Consider the following 16,113-nt stretch of genomic DNA (forward strand, 5'->3'; position numbering starts at 1 on the left):
GGTAGCGGGATGTGGCCATGCGCGAGTTGTGCCCGAAGGCGCAGAACATGTTCAGTAATTTGGCTCAATCAGCTGAAAACCAGATTTTTGCCGATTTTTTAAAATCCGCCGTGGGACCGAGGCGGTGCCGAAGATCAAGCCCGGCGCAAGTAGTCCGGCACCTGGTCGCGCTGCGAGGCGGGCGGCACGGCGGCGCTCGCGAAGGAAATCACCGCGCCGACCCCGGCGGCGTGCGCTCCGCCGAGACGGGGTTCGACCTCGAAATCCGGGAACCGGTAGCGCGCGCTGAGCCGCAACCAGCGGTTGAAACCCAAGACGAGCACGATGGCGCCGAGAACCATGCCGGCGGGAGCGGCGAACTTGGCGGCGAGTTCCTGGAGCTCGAGCAGTTTCGCGGATTTCGCGGCGGCCTGCGTCATGGCGGCGGAGACCACATGCGTCGGAGCATCGCCGGCGGCGGGCTCACCGGCTAACATCCGCTCCATCCAGTAGATGCGGATGGACATCTGGACGAGGAATTTCTCGATCTGCTCGGCGGGCCTGATTTTTTCAAACGCCTGCATCACCGAGCTTTCCAGCGCGCGGTGTTGCTCGGCGGCGGAGACCGAGTCGGTGATGGACGGGCTGAGATAAACGACCGAGCGCTGCGGCGCGCCGAGGTAGTAGTAAACGACCACCGCGGGGCGTCCCTCCGAGAAAAAGCGCTCGATCATTTCCTCCTCGCGGACCTCGCTGGGGATGTCCTGCTCGCCGCCCATCACGTAAACGAACAGGTCGATGGACGAGTCGCTGGCGTGGTAATTGAGGAAGCTCAGGCGGTCCCGGTAGTCGGCCGGGGAGAGCAGGCCCTGGGGATCGATCAGGAAGGATTTGGGGCGCTCGGCGAAATAGGCGGGCAGGAATTTCTCGGCGATGTCGGACGACGGCTTGAGGTCTCCGGCGATTTCCTCCGGCTTGGGTTGCTCGACCTGAAGCGGCTCGGGGGCGGCATGCTCCGGCTCGTCGGGCACGGGGGCGTCGGTTAGCAGGATGGCTCCGGGAATCCAGCCGGTGGCTTCCATTTCGGCGCGTTCCTTGAGGTCCCAGACCGGAAGCGCCGGCTCGACGAGGGCATGCGCGTCAGCAATGAAAACGGCCGTGGCGATGACCGGCAGAAATCTCACGGCAGGACCTCCGCGGTTGCTTCTTCCTCGATGACCGGACGGTGGCCCGCACGGATGCGGCGGACCAGATCGCCCATTTGCGCGGGAGGCATGACCTTGCGCTCGAAGTGTTCCGGATCGCGGCGGGCTTGGCGGCTGCGCTTGCGAAGGATGCCGTCGAGGTGTTTCAGAACCCGCAAAAGCCCCTCGGCATAGCGCCCCTCAAGCCAGTAAGCGTGCGCGCGGGAAAGACACTCGAAGGTGTCGGCATCTTCGAGAAACGGATCGAGCAGATAACCGAAAACCATCCCGGCCGCCTTGGACTCGGGATCGATGGTGATGAGGATGCCCGCCTCGTTCGGCTTCTCCACAGGCACGTCCTCGAAGGCCGAGCGGTTCAACAGCCAGAAACCGAACTGCCGGATGTTCGCCACCTCGCCCAGCGATCCGGTATAAATCGCCACGAAAACCTGCGGGAAACGGCGGGTGATTTTCTCCATCGCCAGCTCCACCTTCTCGCGGTCGCCGCGGCGGAGGATGCCGGCGCTGTCAGTCAGGCAGCGGATTCTCACTTCCTCCGCGCCGAAGCGCGCGTCCGCATCGGCGAGCGTGAATCCACAATGCGGGCAGGACGCCGCAGCTCGGTGGATTCGCTGGACACAACGGGGGCACTTCATAGACGACAACGACGGATTTTTCTATGGTGCTTGTCATAATTCGTCAAAGCGAATCATCAGGAGGCGCGGAATAAATCAGGACCGCCCGGAAGGCAGGAGGATTCACAGGTTGCAAAACCGCGTCCCGGCCGATTACAATCACCGCTGAATTTTCAAGGTTCCTAATTCCGCGCTTTGTCCCTAGCTTCCGGTTCCGCCGCGCTTGAAGCGCGCGCCCCCGACAACTTTCCCTATCCGATCATGAAACCGCCTCCGCTCAATAGCACCATCGATTTTCCCCGCCCGAAGCTGAACTTCCACCCCAAGTGGCTCATCCTCTCGCCGCTCGGCGTTTTTGTCCTGATAGGACTATTTTCAAGCTATTACACGGTAAGCCCCGAGTCGGAAGCCGTCGTCCAGCGTTTCGGGAAATTCAAGGAAATCGCCAAGCCCGGCCTGCACTTCAAGCTGCCCTACGGCATCGACACCGCCACCATCGTGCCGGTCCGCCGCCAGCTGAAGCTGGAGTTCGGGTTTATCACACAAGGCGCGACCAACCCCGACCAAGCCAGCGAAGCGCCCGAACTCGAGCGCGACATGGTCACCGGCGACCTCAACGCCGCCCAAGTCGAGTGGATCCTCCAATACAGCATCTCCTCGCCGCAGGACTATCTTTTCCAAGTGCGCCGCCCCGGTGGCACCCTGCGCGACCTCACCGAGGGCGTGATGTGCGAGGTCATCGGCGACCGCACCGTGGACGAGGTCCTCACCATCGGCCGCACCGAGATCGAAACCGAAGCGCTCATCCGCCTGAAAGTCCTGTTGGAAAAGCTCAACATGGGAGTCAGCGCCGAGCAGATCCAACTCAAGAACGTCCACCCGCCCGCGCCGGTCCAGCGCTCCTTCGACGAGGTCAACCGCGCCCAGCAGGAGCGCGAACAAATGATCAACGAGGCTAACGGCGAGTATAACAAAGTCATCCCGCGCGCCAAGGGACTCGCCGACCAGCGGATCTCCGGCGCCGAGGGCTTCGCCGTCCAGCGCGTCAACGAGGCCGAGGGCGACGTCGCCCGCTTCAAGGAGCTCCTCGTGCAATACGACAAGGCCCCGGCCATCACCAAACAACGCCTCTATCTGGAAACCATGAACGAGGTCCTGCCCAAGCTCGGCTCGAAAATCATCATCGACGAGGACGCCAAGCAGTTCCTCCCGCTCATGAACCTCAAGTAATCCGACCCCTAACTTTCCAACTTCATGAAAACCATCACCCTTCTCCTCATCGCCCTCGCCGGCGTCATCATCATCGCCAGCAGCGCCTACACCGTGAACCAAACGGAGCAGGTCTTCATCACCGAGTTCGGCAAGCCGGTCGGAAATCCGATCAACTCCGACCCCGCGAAAAACGAGGCCGGCCTGCATTGGAAAAAGCCCTTCATCCAGCAGATCAACCGCATCGAAAAGCGGATGCTCGAATGGGACGGCCCCGCCACCGAAATGCCCACCCGCGACAAGCTCTACATCACCGTGGACAACTTCGCCCGCTGGCGCATTTCCGACCCCAAGACCTACTTCGAAAAACTCCGCGACGAGCGCAGCGCCCTTTCCCGGCTCGACGACATCATCGGCAGCGAGACCCGCAACGTCATCGCCTCCCACGATCTGATCGAGGTGATCCGCAGCGACAAGGACCGCAAGCCCGCCCGCGACGAGGCGCTCACCGTGGCCAACACCAACCTCGGCCAGCTCCCACCCATCCGCTTCGGCCGGAACACCCTCGACGAGCAAATCCTCAAGGCCGCCCAGCCGAAAGTCCGCTCCTGGGGCATCGAGCTGCTCGACGTCCGCTTCAAGCGCATCAACTACAAGCCCGGCGTCATCGACAAGATCTACAAGCGGATGTCCTCGGAGCGCGAGCAGATCGCCGACCGCTTCCGCTCGGAAGGCGCCGGCGAGGCCGCCAAAATCCTCGGCCGCAAGGAGCGTGACCTGCTCTCGATCCAGTCCGAAGCCTACCGCAAGGAACAGGAAATCAAGGGCAAGGCCGACGCCCAGGCCACCGGCATCTACGCCTCCGCCTACAGCTCCAGCCCCTCCGCCGCGGACTTCTACCAGTTCGTCAAGACCCTGGAGACCTACCAAAAAACCCTCGGCAAGGACACCACCACCATCATGACTTCCAACAGCGACCTGTTCCGCCTCTTCAAACACATCGAGACGCCGAAGCCCTGAGGGCGGCCGCCGTATGGACTGCTCCGACATGTCGGAGCTTTGCCACTGGCCGACATGTCGGCCAGTGGCAAACGGGCAGGACATGTCACCGCAGTCCGAAAAAACACCCCCGCCAGCGGGCGATGGAATCCCTCAAGCAAAAATTTCCTTCACGGCAACTCCCTTGCCATCTTCGGTCGCGTAAAACGGACGCTGCTCGACCTCATACATCGTCTTCGGGCTGATGCCCATGGCGGTGAAAATCGTGGCGTGGAGGTCGCTGATGGAAACCGGGTTCGTGGTCGCGATCAACGGGCGCTCGTCTGCCGTGGAGCCGTAAACAAAGCCCTTTTTCATTCCGCCGCCGAACATCACCACCGACGAGCCGCCGGTGAAATGGCGGTGCAGGCCGTAGTGTTTCGGCTCCAACAGCACATCCGACTTCGCGTTGGATTGATCCTGCGCCTTCGAGCCGGGGACGCCCTCGATCATCGCATCGCGGCTGAATTCGGAGGCGATGATGACCAGCGTGCGATCCAACAGGTTTCTCTCCTCCAGATCGAGGATTAAGCGGGCGATTGGCGAGTCGATTTCGCGGTGCATCCGCTCCACCACCGCGTGTCCGTCAGCGTGGGTGTCCCAATGAAGGAATGGCACATATTCGGTCGTGACCTCGACAAATCTTGCGCCGTTCGCCACCAGGTTTCTCGCTAACAGGCAACCTTGGCCAAAGTGGCTGTCACCATAGGCCGCCCGGGATTCCTTGGACTCCAGATCGAGATCGAAGGCCTTCGCCTCGGGGGCCGAAAGCAGTTTGTGGGCGCTGTCCAGCGAGCGGAGCATCGACTCTTGCTGGTAGTCGGAAATCAGATCGCGGTGGGGATTGCGATCGATGAGATTTTTGAAGAACGCGCGACGGTTGGCGAAACGTCCGGGATCCATGCCCTTGGGCGGGCGCACGGCGAGCTTGGCTTCGCCGGGGAAGGGGAGATTCATCGGCCCGAACTCCGCACCGAAGAATCCGCCGGTGGTGAAGGCTTTGAGTTCCTCGCTTTCGCCGTGGCCTTCGAGCCGCTGGCCGATGTTGATGAAGGCCGGCATGACGGGATTGCGCGGGCCGAGCACCTTCGCCATCCACGCGCCGATGTGTGGCGCGGCGACGGTTTGCGGCGGCACGTAGCCGGTGTGCCAGTGGTATTGATGGCGGGAATGCAGAATCGTCCCGAGATCCGGCTGCACGGCCGAGCGGATAAGAGTCGCGCGATCCATCACTTTGGCAATATTTTCGAGGCCTTGGCAGATTTTAATATTGTCCACCGAGGTATCGATTTTCGGAAAAGTGGATAACATTTTCGAAACGGGCGCGCCCTTGACGAACGGCTGATAGGCTTTGGGATCGAAGGTTTCCGGAGCCGCCATGCCGCCGCCCATCCACAGCAGGATGCAGGCGTCCGCCGTGGCCTTCGGCTGGATGACAATCTCCGCCGCCGCGCGGGGCGCGCGGGCCATCAGCGCGGCGATGGAGGCGGCGGAAAGTTTTTTCAGAAAATCCCGGCGGGGCTGTTCGGGGTCGAGCTGGAGCGGTTGCATGGCGGTTAGTTCAGGAAGTGGTTCAACGGACGATCTGGAATTCAGGCAGCATGAAGACTCCCCATAAGAAGTCCTGGATGGCGGCGGCTTCCGGCTTCGCGCCCAGCAGGGAGACGGCGAGCCTGAGCTCGTCCGGCGTCGGATCCCGGGAAAGCGCGGCCTGCCAGACGTATTTGGCGAGATCGGCGGAAGAAGCGAGGTTCCTGGCTAACAACGATTGCGCGCCCTCGGCTAGGCGCTGGTCGAGGATCGCGCCGTTGTTGAGATCCATCGCTTCCAAGGTCGCGAGATCGTTCGGCCGGGTGCTCACGATCTGTTCACGGTTCGGCCGGCCGAGCGTGCGCATCAGCAAGTCGGATTTCAACAACGCCGCGCGAACCATCGGCTGCGGGGTGGCGGACGCATCGCGCTTCACCGGTGCATCGATCTTGCCTGGCGCGGTGCCGCAGATCTGCCAGATCGCGTCGGTGAACTCCTCGGCGGTGAGCCGCTTGGGGCGCGGGCCTTGATAGACATAGTTGGATTCCCGCGGTATCTCCTCGAACGACTCGGACTTCGATTGATAGGCCGCCGAAAGGCAAATCAGTCGCAGCGTTTTTTTCAAATCCTGCTGGTTTCCCGCGAGGTGCACTCCGAGGTAATCCAGAAGATCCTCGTTCCACGGCGGCGACTGCATCGCATCCACCGGATGCACGATGCCGCGTCCCATCAAACGCTGCCAGAGACGGTTGGTGATGGCGCGCGGGGTGCGTCCGTTTTCCGGATGGGTGATGAGGGCCGCTAGCTGTTTCAAGCGCCCGGCCTTCGGCAGGCTGGCGTCAACCGTGCCGAGTTCCGGGAACAACCAGCCGGGGACGGCGGTCTTGCCGGTCGGCTTGTCGCAGCGGAACATTTCCAACGGTTCGTCCGCATAGATCGCCGCCAGACCATACGCCTCGCTGAGCTTCCAGCGGTCGACGAATGAATCGTGGCAGGACGCGCACTTCAGGTTGATGCCGAGAAAGGTCTGGCCGACCGACTGGGCGTATTGCATCGGGGTGATTTGCGCCGCGGAAACGCTGCCACGCCATTTGATGCCGTTGGCGAAACCCTCGTTCTCGGGATTCGGCGCGACCAGCTGGCGGACGAACTCGTCGTAGGGCATGTTGTTGTAAATCGCCTGATAGAGCCAGCCGCTGATCTGCTTGCGGCCGCCGTCGATGTAGCCGGTGCCGGCATAGTCATTGCGAAGGAGGTCGTTCCAGAACGTCAGCCAGTGTTCGGCGTAGGCGGTCTTGTCCGCGAGCAAGGTGTCCACCAGGCGGGCCCGCTTGTCCGGTGCCCGGTCGGCGGTGAAAGTCCGCATGGCTTCCACCGAGGGAAGCAATCCGACGAGATCGAGGTGGACGCGCCGGAGAAACGCGGTGTCGTCGAGCGGCGCGGGCCGGGGCTGTTTTTTCTCGGCGAGGTAGTGGTCGATGATCCGGTCGATCGGGTTGGCTCGGCCGTCGCGGGCGGCCGAAAGCTCGGGATTCCGAGGGCGAAGCGGCGGCTCGTAGGCCGGCTTTTTGAATGCAAAACCCGGCTCCCATTTCGCCCCGGAGAGCACCCAGGCCTTGATGATTTCCACCTGCGGGTCGCTGAGGCCCTTGCCTTTCGGCGGCATCCGGAGGTCTTCGTCATCGGACGAAATCAGTTCGAGAATCAGGCTTTTTTCCGGGTGCGCGGCGTCGATGATCGGGCCGTTTTCCGAGCCCTCGCGGAACGACGCCTCGTCATTCATCGAGAGTCCGGCCTTTTTCTTGGTGTCGGTGTGACATTCGGAACAGTGCTTTCTCAAAATCGGCGCGACCTCGTGAACGAAATCCGGGGCGGCCGAGACCGGTGCAATCAGTGCCATTCCGCTCAAAAGAAGCGGCAACATTCCGGGGAGCAGGGACGGTCGTGAATCGGTCATTTTGTAAATCGGGCGGGGTTGCAAAGCGGCAGCTCGGAAAACGATATTTCCGGAGGAGATCTTTCACCAAGGAAATTTCTCACTGCGGGGGCCACCAATGCCTGCCGCTCCGCCCCGGCCTCCCCCAACCCTGACGCCCCCGCGCTTCTCCCTTGCCCATCCGCGCGGCGGCCATTAAGTTCCGCGCCCCTGCCGATGAGCTCCAAACCTGTATTTCTCTACGACACGACCCTGCGCGATGGCACGCAGGGCGAAGGATTCCAACTTTCCGGCCTCGACAAGCTGCGGATCGCCAAGCGTTTGGACGAGTTCGGCATCGACTACATCGAAGGCGGCTGGCCGGGCTCCAACCCGAAGGACATCGAGTTTTTCCGCGAGGCGAAGAACCTCAAACTCAAGCACGCCAAGCTCGCCGCGTTCGGCTCCACCCGCCGCGCGGACACGCCGATCGAAGAAGATCCGCAGGTCCGCCTGCTGCTCGAAGCCGAAACGCCGGTGGTCACCATTTTCGGCAAAAGCTGGGAGCTCCAAGTCACCGAAGTCCTCCGCACCACCGTCGAGGAAAACCAGGCGATGATCCGCGACACCGTCGCCTATCTGGTGAAACACGGCCGCGAGGTGATCTATGACGCCGAGCACTTTTTCGACGGTTACAAGGATTCGCCGGACCACGCGCTCGCCACCCTGCAAGCCGCCGCCGAGGGCGGTGCCGCCTGCCTCGTCCTCTGCGACACCAACGGCGGCACGCTTCCATCAGAAGTCATGCAAATCTGCATGGCCGTCAAAAAGCACCTGCCTGACACGCCCTTCGGCATCCACACGCACAACGACTGCGAGCTCGCCGTCGCCAACGCCATCGTCGCCGTCAGGGCCGGAGCGAGCCAAATCCAAGGCACCATCAACGGCTACGGCGAGCGCACCGGAAACTGCAACCTCACCTCCGTCATCCCCATCCTCCAGCTCAAGATGGACATGCCGGTCGTCCCGCACCTCGAACAACTCCGCGACCTGTCGTATTTCGTGGACGACGTTTCCAACAACCCGCACTTCGCCCGCGCCGCGTTCGTCGGCCGCACCGCCTTCGCCCACAAGGGCGGCATGCACGTGAACGCCGTGCAGAAACTCGCCCGCAGCTACGAGCACATCGTCCCCGGCAGCGTCGGGAACGCCCAGAACATCCTCGTTTCCGAACTCAGCGGCCAGTCGAACATCCTCGTCAAAGCCGCCGAACTCGGCTTACCGCTAGAAAAAAGTTCGCCCGTCGCCGGTGCCATCCTGCGCCGCGTGAAGGAGCTCGAAAATGAAGGCTACTCCTACGAAGCCGCTGGCGGCTCGCTGGAAATCCTCATCCGCCGCGAGCTCGGGGACTACGTCAAAACCTTCGACCTCAAGGAATACCACACCACCTTCCGCCAATACCGCGACGGCCACCCGCCGATTTGCGAAGCGACCGTCAAGCTCGCGGTCAACGGCACGCCCGAGCTCACCGTCGCGGAAGGCCACGGCGTGGTCAACGCGCTCGACCTCGCGCTGCGCAAGGCGCTGCTCCCGTTCTATCCGGAAATCTCCGGCGTCTCGCTCGTCGATTACAAGGTCCGCATCCTCGACGGCCATGACGCCACCGCCGCCAAGACCCGCGTGCTCATCGTCTCGACCGACGGCGAGACCACCTGGGGCACCGTCGGCGTTTCCGACAACATCATCGAAGCCAGCTGGCTCGCGCTGGTGGACGGCATCGACCTCTTCCTCCAGCGGAAGAAATAAGGGGGATGGACGTCTCGTCCATCTGCCCGTGAGCAGCGAAAACCGGGCGGTTTCAGGCTCACCCTCCCCCAATCATCGGCCTCACGGACAAGAATGCCCGCGCCCCTCACGCCAGCAATCGCTCGATCACATCCGCGGCGGTGTAGCTGTCTCCACCATCTAACAGCGACTCCCGCACGGCGTCGAGATCGTCGCCGATGGTGATGAGCTGCGGCTCCAAATTTCCATGGCGGATCTGCGGGATTCCGGCAGACGCGGCGAGCGAATTGCACAAACAAACGCGGCCCGCGGTTTGCGACGGATCACCGCCTTTCGCGATGTAGGTTTCCTCGGGCTCGGCCGAGCAACGGAAGCCGATGCCGCCATCAGGCTTCTGAAAAATCTCGCGCAGCACGCCGAGATCGCACACCCGGCCGCGCTCTTGATAGACCGCCGGATCGGCGATGCTGCCCGTGACTTGGGCGACCTTGAACGGAAAGCCGGTGGGCGAAGCGAAGGCGTCGGTGTGGACTTTCAAATCGTCGCGTTTCACGCCTGCTAGGATTTCGATCTTGATCGAAGGATCGAATCCGGACTCCTCGCAAAACGCGAACGCCGTGCCGACTTGGATTCCCTTCGCTCCGAGCGCCTGCGCTTCACGGAGTTTGCCGATGCGGCCGTAACCGCCGGCTAGCCAGAACGGCAGGCCGATTTCAGCGAACTTTGCGGGATCGATCCGGTCGCGCTCGCCGTAGATCGGCTCGCCCTCGGGCGTGAGCAGCATCGGCCCGCGCGGCGGCGCGTTGTGGCCGCCGGCGATCGAAGCCTCCACCACGAATCCATCGACTCGCCCGGAAGATTTGCGGCGCAAATTTTCTGCGAGCACCGGCGAGGAAACGATCGCGAGAAAAATCGGGCGCGCGAGTTCCGGCACGGGACCGAATTCTGCGGGATCGAGGTGGATGAGCACAGGCTCCTTCGCGCCCGTCACATCGAGGCGCATCTCCGCGGGATGTCCGGCTGCCAGATCATCGAGGATTTTCGGGATCTGCCGGGGAATGCCCGCGCCCATCAGCACCACGTTGACGCCGGCAAGCATCGCGCCGTAGAGCGCCAGCAATGTCGGCGTCTGGATTTTTTCCAACAGATTGAGACCCACCCATCCCGCGTGCCCCTCCTTGGCGAGATGGACCGCGACGAAACTCGACGCGATCACCAGCTCGCGGGTCGAGGAAGACGGTTCGTGTGAAATCATCGGCGGCGTTTTAAAAGGGGCGTCATCCGCCTTGCCGCCGGGGATGTAATAGCGGCCGAGGATGCGCCTGGCGATTTCCGGATAGGGAAACGCGTCGAGCGCGCGCCGCAAGTGGCCGCCGGCGTCGCCCATCTGGAGTTGCCGCGTCAGCAACAAATCCAGCGCGGTGCCCGAGACCACGCCGAGCTGGCCCAGCTGCGAAACCGCCCGCGCCAGGCGCCAGCCGGAAACTCCGATTCCCATCCCGCCCTGGATGATCGGCGGCAACATCGAGGCATCGGCTAGACAGGAAGATGCGAGGATTGCGCTCATTTGGTGAAAGGTAGGAGAGTTCACCAGTCCGCCAATTTCAAAGCAGTCGGTGCATAGAAAATCGCTTGAAAAGCGGCGGAAATGGCGGTCACGCCATCGCAAGCGCGGCAGGGAACAGCACGGAATTCTCCAGGTGGATGTGCCGGTGCAGGTCGTCCTCCAGTTCGAGCAAGCCGGCGAACAAAGCGCGGTAAGTATTGCAGGCCTCGGGCGGCGGGGTGAAGCCGTTGGTGAGTGCCCGCAGGCGGGAAAGCGCGGAACCGGCGTCGTCGTGCTCGTGCAGCATGCAGGCGATCGGGCCGTCCATCGGTAGGACGGTGGCGCCGTTTTCCACCATCTCTACGATCGCCGGAAACAGAATCCCCTCCTCCTTCATGAGGTGGCTGTCCAGTTCCGCGGCCATTTCCGTGAAAATCTGATGCACCTCCACCAGCGACGGCGTGTGCCCGCCATGCACCCGCGCGACCCGCTCCGTCATCGCGTGCAGGCGCGGCAATTCGCTACGCAGATAGGCGTGATGGGTGCTGACGATGTGCTCCACCAGCTCGACGGGCGGCAGCAACGCGGGGTTTTCCGAAGGATTCCCCTTCTCCAGCATCCCCGCCTCCAACTGCTCCATCACGGACTCGGCCGCGATGCCTTTCAGCTCGCAGGCCTCGCGCAAGGTGCGTCCGCCCTGGCAGCAGAAATCAATTTTGAAGGACTGGAAAACCCGCGCCAGCGTCGGGCTTTCGGCGACGATCTCACCCACGGTGCGGTCGATCAAGGGAGTTCCGGCGGGCGAAAATACAGTTGGTGAATGACTCATAGCGCGGCGAAGTTCACCCATCCTTCGGCCGAGATCAACATTAAAGAAAGTTTTTTCGCGAATTGCCGACCAACTCCGAGAGCCCGCGAATTCCTGCCAGAACTTTCATCCTTAGAGCCATCAAGGTTGCAGCCAACTCCGCGTTTTATGCTTGCCGAAGCTATCCATGGTAGATTAACCACACTGCGCTACACCATATTTGGTGCCTGCTGGATTTTCACGAAAAACCAAACACCCGCCCGCCGCCGGTCTCCCAACTCAACACCACCACCCATGAACCCGCCCGCCGCCACCCTCGACTCCCCGCCCCGCCCGTCGTTCCCCGCTTCGGACGCCCCTTGCGGACTCACCTTCGAAGCCCGTTTTTCCACGCCCGGAGTCTCGCCGTTTGACGAGATCGAGTGGGACCACCGCACGGCGGAAATCACCGACGACAGCGGCAAGGCGATGTTCCGCCAGGAAAACGTCGAGGTGCCCAAGGCCTGGAGCGAACTCGCCACCAAGATCGCCGTCTCCAAGTATTTTTACGGCGACGCCTCGCTCGGCAAGGACCCTCTCAAAGGCGGCCGCGAGCAATCGGTCCGCCAGCTCATCCACCGCGTCACCCGCACCATCGCCGACTGGGGACTCGCCGACGGTTACTTCGCGGATGACGCGAGCGCGGAGAATTTTTATCAGGACATCACCTGGCTCTGCCTCCATCAGCACGGCGCGTTCAACTCGCCGGTGTGGTTCAACGTCGGTCTCCACCACCATTACGGCGTCGGCGAGAACGGCGGCGAGGGTTCCTGGTTCTGGGACCCCGCGGCCGGAAAAGCCCGCCGCGCGCCCGGCCAATACCACTATCCGCAGGCCAGCGCGTGCTTCATCCAGGGCGTGAAGGACAACATGGAGGACATCATGCGCCTCGCCACTTCCGAGGCCATGCTCTTCAAATACGGCTCGGGCTCGGGCTCGGACCTGTCCACCCTGCGCTCGTCCCGCGAGAAACTATCAGGCGGCGGCAGGCCGTCCGGGCCGATGTCGTTCCTACGGATTTACGACCAGGTCGCCAACGCCGTGAAGTCCGGCGGCAAGACCCGCCGCGCCGCGAAAATGAACACGCTCAAAGATTGGCATCCGGACATCGAGGACTTCATCGAGGCCAAGACCATCGAGGAAAAGAAGGCCTGGGCGCTCATCGAGCAGGGCTACGACGGCAGCTACAACGGCGACGCCTACGGCTCGGTGATGTTCCAAAACGAAAACCTGTCCGTCCGCGCCAGCGACGAGTTCATGCGGGCCGCCGCCGACGGTGGCGACTGGTGGACCCGCCGCGTCATCGACGGCGAGCCCTGCGAGAAAAAGGACGCCCGCGAGCTGCTGCGGAAAATCTCCCTCGGCACCTGGACTTGCGGCGACCCCGGCATGCAGTTCGACTCTACCATCCACGAGTGGCACACCTGCAAGGGCAGCGGCCGCCAGCACTCGACCAACCCCTGCTCAGAATACCTTTTCCTCAACGACACCGCCTGCAATCTCGCCTCGCTGAACCTCGTCCATTTCCAGAAATCCGACGGCTCTTTCGACACCGCGCGCTTCCAGGCCGCGATCCGCCTCTTCATCGTCGCCCAGGAAATCCTCGTGGATAGAGCCAGCTATCCGACCCAGCCGATCGCCGAAAACTCGCACGCCTTCCGCACGCTCGGCCTCGGCTACGCCAATCTCGGGGCGCTCATCATGAGCCGCGGCCTCGGCTATCACAGCGACGAGGGCCGCACCTTCGCCGCCGCCATCACCGCGCTGATGACCGGCCATGCATACGAAGTCAGCGCCGAGATGGCCTCGGTAAAAGGCCCGTTTCCATCCTATCGGGACGCCCGCTACGGCGAGGTCACCCACCCGCCCGCCGCGTCCAACGAGGAGTCGATGCTTGAAGTCATCAAGCGCCATCAGGACCGCGCCGGAAAACTCGAAGGCCGCGGCGATTGCGCGCCGATCATCGACAGCGCCCGCACCGCCTGGGACCGCGCCTTGCAGGCCGGCCGCAGCCACGGCTACCGCAACGCCCAGGTCACCGTGCTGGCACCCACCGGCACCATCGGCTTCCTGATGGATTGCGACACCACCGGCATCGAGCCGGACATCGCGCTGGTGAAATACAAGCTGCTCGCTGGCGGCGGCATGTTGAAAATCGTCAACCGCACGGTGCCTCCCGCCCTCACCCGGCTCGGCTACACGCTCGATGAAACCGCCGCCATCCTCGGCCACATCGAGCAATACGACACCATCGAGGACGTCACCGACGAAGCCACCGGCGAGCCCGTCGCCAGCGGCTTGAAACACGAGCATCTGCCGGTTTTCGACTGCGCCTTCAAGCCCTACAACGGCAGCCGCAGCCTGCAATACCGCGGCCACCTGCTGATGATGGCCGCCGCCCAGCCGTTCCTGTCAGGAGCGATTTCCAAAACCGTCAACCTGCCGGAAAACGCCAGCGTCGAGGACATCATGCAGACCTATAGCGAGGCCTGGCAGCTCGGACTCAAGGCCGTGGCCATCTATCGGGACGGCTCGAAGCGCAGCGCCCCGCTCAACACCCGCAAGACCACCGGCATGGGCGGCAGCGCCGACGACACCGCCGCTCCGGCCGACGCGCTGGCCGCCAGAATCGAGGAACTCGCCCGTGAGAACGAAGCGCTCCGCCAACGCCTCGAAGCCCCGATCCGCCAGCCGATGACCGACACCCACATGTCGCTCACCCACAAGTTCGAGATCGCCGGCCACAAGGGCTACCTCACCGTCGGCTTCTATCCGGACCACCGCCCGGGCGAGATTTTCATCCAGATGTCCAAGGAAGGCAGCACCATCGGCGGCCTGATGGACACCGTCGCCACGCTCACCTCCATCGCGCTGCAATACGGCGTGCCGCTGGAGCAGCTCGTCAACAAGTTCGCCTATCAGCGCTTCGAGCCCAGCGGCTTCACCAAGAACCCGGACATCCGCACCGCCTTCAGCATCACCGACTACGTCTTCCGCTGGATGGGCTGCGAGTTCATCCAGGGCTATCGGAAAGCCACCTCGCCCGACCACGGCCAGGGCGAACTGCCGCTGCCCGAAGTCGCCGAAATGGAGCAAACCGCGCTCAACCGCCCGGTCCGCGAGCTCAACCTCGACAGCAGCCAGAGCCGCGTCAAACGCGCGCTCGGCACCGCCTACATGGGCGTCATCTGCTCGCACTGCGGCTCGGACAAAGTCATCCGCGCCGGTGCCTGCGGCGTGTGCACCCAGTGCGGCACCAGCCAGGGATGCAGTTGATGGGTCGCCGCTTTCAACCGGAGGGACAATTTCCCGGCATTGACCCATGGCCATTCACAGGCATGATTCCCACATGCACACACGCCGGGAAATTCATGACAGAGGGACAGGCCTTTAGTCATATGCTCTGTAAGACTCTTTCATTCTCTATTCCAAGCCGGTTTGTCCCGGCGCTTTCACTGACCCTATCGACGCTCCCCAGACCAGACCCGATTGAATGCTTGTGCTCGATTACCGACGCAGAAAGCATATTCCTAGAGCTAGGAAAAATCCCTTGCGGTCAGATGCTTTGGAGCACAGAGTGCACCGGCACTTGCCTTGGTTTACACCTGCGCAACGATGCTCCAGAAACTTTCCCCCACTCCCACCCCTGCCCCGACCGGACATCGGAAAGTCCTGCTTGTCGGTTGGGACGCGGCCGACTGGAAGGTGATCCACCCGCTGCTGGACGCCGGCAAGATGCCCAACCTCGCGCGCTTCCACGAACTGGGCATGATGAGCAATATCGCCACTCTCCAGCCCGCGCTTAGCCCCACGCTCTGCATGACAAATTGACAGACCTTTAGTCAGAGTCTTTTCTTGTCATTCATCCCCCGCTCCGGTAGTTCTTCCGCATGAGCAGAAGGGCACGCTGGTTGGCGGAGTGGAGGAAATCCACCGGGAAACCGGTCTTTTACCACGTGATCTCGCGGGTGGTGGACCGGCGGTTTGCGCTGGGGACGGAGGAGAAGGAGAAGGAGAAGGAGAAGGAGAAGGAGAAGGAGAAGGCGGAGCGCGAACGCGAACAGGATGGAGAAATCCCGCTTGGGAAGATGTTGCGCTGCCGGGTCCGCTATTTCACCGATGGAGCGGTGATCGGCAGCCGGAGTTTCGTGGACGAGGCGTTTGCGAGCGCGCGGGAGCGATTCGGAGCCACGCGCAAAGACGGCGCGCGGACAATGAGAGGCAGCGGCAACGGCGCGAAAGGACTCTTGTGGAGCATCAGGGATCTGCACAAGGGGATGTCTTGATGGTTTGCCACGGAGAATATCGGGTCGCCGCCAACAAAATGGCGACGCCGTGCGGACCTACAAGCAAGCGCCTGTTCTCCCAGGAGTTCGGATCGACCGACGAGCTGGTCGGTTAGTCCGTGGCGGCGGTTTCCAGCCGCCATGCCTCCGCCTCTCCCA

12 protein-coding genes are annotated in these 16,113 nt (G+C 62.7%); 6 read left to right on the forward strand and 6 right to left on the reverse strand.

What is annotated here, in order from left to right; translation table 11 throughout:
• Positions 1–134 precede the first annotated feature (134 nt).
• Together AC4DF4_RS13965 and AC4DF4_RS13970 are read right to left on the reverse strand one after the other, a co-directional pair.
• Complete coding sequence (locus AC4DF4_RS13965; protein ID WP_490048722.1) at positions 135–1,163, reverse strand: hypothetical protein; 1,029 nt, start codon at positions 1,161–1,163, stop codon at positions 135–137.
• Positions 1,160–1,819: a TPM domain-containing protein gene (locus tag AC4DF4_RS13970; protein ID WP_490048723.1), complete on the reverse strand. Its 660-nt coding sequence runs from the start codon at positions 1,817–1,819 to the stop codon at positions 1,160–1,162. The genes AC4DF4_RS13965 and AC4DF4_RS13970 overlap by 4 nt, the downstream gene beginning before the upstream one ends.
• A 240-nt stretch (positions 1,820–2,059) precedes the next feature.
• Between AC4DF4_RS13970 and hflK the strand changes: the two genes are divergently transcribed.
• Positions 2,060–3,028 (forward strand): FtsH protease activity modulator HflK, encoded by a 969-nt coding sequence (gene hflK, locus AC4DF4_RS13975; protein WP_490048724.1) that lies wholly within the window; start codon positions 2,060–2,062, stop codon positions 3,026–3,028.
• Between the two features lie 24 nt (positions 3,029–3,052).
• On the forward strand, positions 3,053–4,027 hold the full coding sequence (hflC, locus tag AC4DF4_RS13980; protein WP_490048725.1) for a protease modulator HflC: 975 nt from the start codon (positions 3,053–3,055) through the stop codon (positions 4,025–4,027).
• 132 nt (positions 4,028–4,159) lie between these two features.
• Here hflC and AC4DF4_RS13985 read toward each other — a convergent pair whose 3' ends face one another.
• Together AC4DF4_RS13985 and AC4DF4_RS13990 are read right to left on the reverse strand one after the other, a co-directional pair.
• Entirely contained in the window at positions 4,160–5,596 is a 1,437-nt protein-coding gene (locus AC4DF4_RS13985; RefSeq protein ID WP_490048726.1) for a DUF1501 domain-containing protein, read from the reverse strand.
• A 22-nt stretch (positions 5,597–5,618) separates the two neighbouring features.
• The gene (locus AC4DF4_RS13990) at positions 5,619–7,475 is read right to left on the reverse strand and encodes a PSD1 and planctomycete cytochrome C domain-containing protein (protein WP_490048727.1); all 1,857 of its coding nucleotides are present in this window, start codon (positions 7,473–7,475) and stop codon (positions 5,619–5,621) included.
• A 252-nt stretch (positions 7,476–7,727) separates the two neighbouring features.
• Between AC4DF4_RS13990 and cimA the strand changes: the two genes are divergently transcribed.
• On the forward strand, positions 7,728–9,296 hold the full coding sequence (cimA, locus tag AC4DF4_RS13995; RefSeq protein WP_490048728.1) for a citramalate synthase: 1,569 nt from the start codon (positions 7,728–7,730) through the stop codon (positions 9,294–9,296).
• 106 nt (positions 9,297–9,402) lie between these two features.
• Here the strand turns inward: cimA and AC4DF4_RS14000 are convergent, their stop codons facing one another.
• Positions 9,403–10,842, reverse strand: coding sequence for a nitronate monooxygenase (locus AC4DF4_RS14000; protein WP_490048729.1), 1,440 nt, complete (start codon positions 10,840–10,842; stop codon positions 9,403–9,405).
• An 88-nt stretch (positions 10,843–10,930) separates the two neighbouring features.
• Positions 10,931–11,650: an iron-sulfur cluster repair di-iron protein gene (ric, locus tag AC4DF4_RS14005; RefSeq protein ID WP_490048730.1), complete on the reverse strand. Its 720-nt coding sequence runs from the start codon at positions 11,648–11,650 to the stop codon at positions 10,931–10,933.
• Between the two features lie 273 nt (positions 11,651–11,923).
• On the opposite strand from ric, the gene AC4DF4_RS14010 reads away from it, so the two are divergent.
• The 3 genes from AC4DF4_RS14010 (at position 11,924) to AC4DF4_RS14020 (ending at position 15,954) form a co-directional block, all read left to right on the forward strand.
• Positions 11,924–14,944, forward strand: a complete 3,021-nt coding sequence (locus AC4DF4_RS14010; protein WP_490048731.1) for a vitamin B12-dependent ribonucleotide reductase — start codon at positions 11,924–11,926, stop codon at positions 14,942–14,944.
• A gap of 339 nt (positions 14,945–15,283) precedes the next feature.
• Positions 15,284–15,499: a hypothetical protein gene (locus tag AC4DF4_RS14015; protein WP_490048732.1), complete on the forward strand. Its 216-nt coding sequence runs from the start codon at positions 15,284–15,286 to the stop codon at positions 15,497–15,499.
• Between the two features lie 59 nt (positions 15,500–15,558).
• Positions 15,559–15,954 carry a hypothetical protein gene (locus tag AC4DF4_RS14020; RefSeq protein ID WP_490048733.1) on the forward strand — a complete coding sequence of 132 codons (396 nt, stop codon included), beginning with the start codon at positions 15,559–15,561 and terminating at the stop codon, positions 15,952–15,954.
• Positions 15,955–16,113: the final 159 nt, after the last annotated feature.

The organism is Luteolibacter sp. (assembly GCF_058122085.1).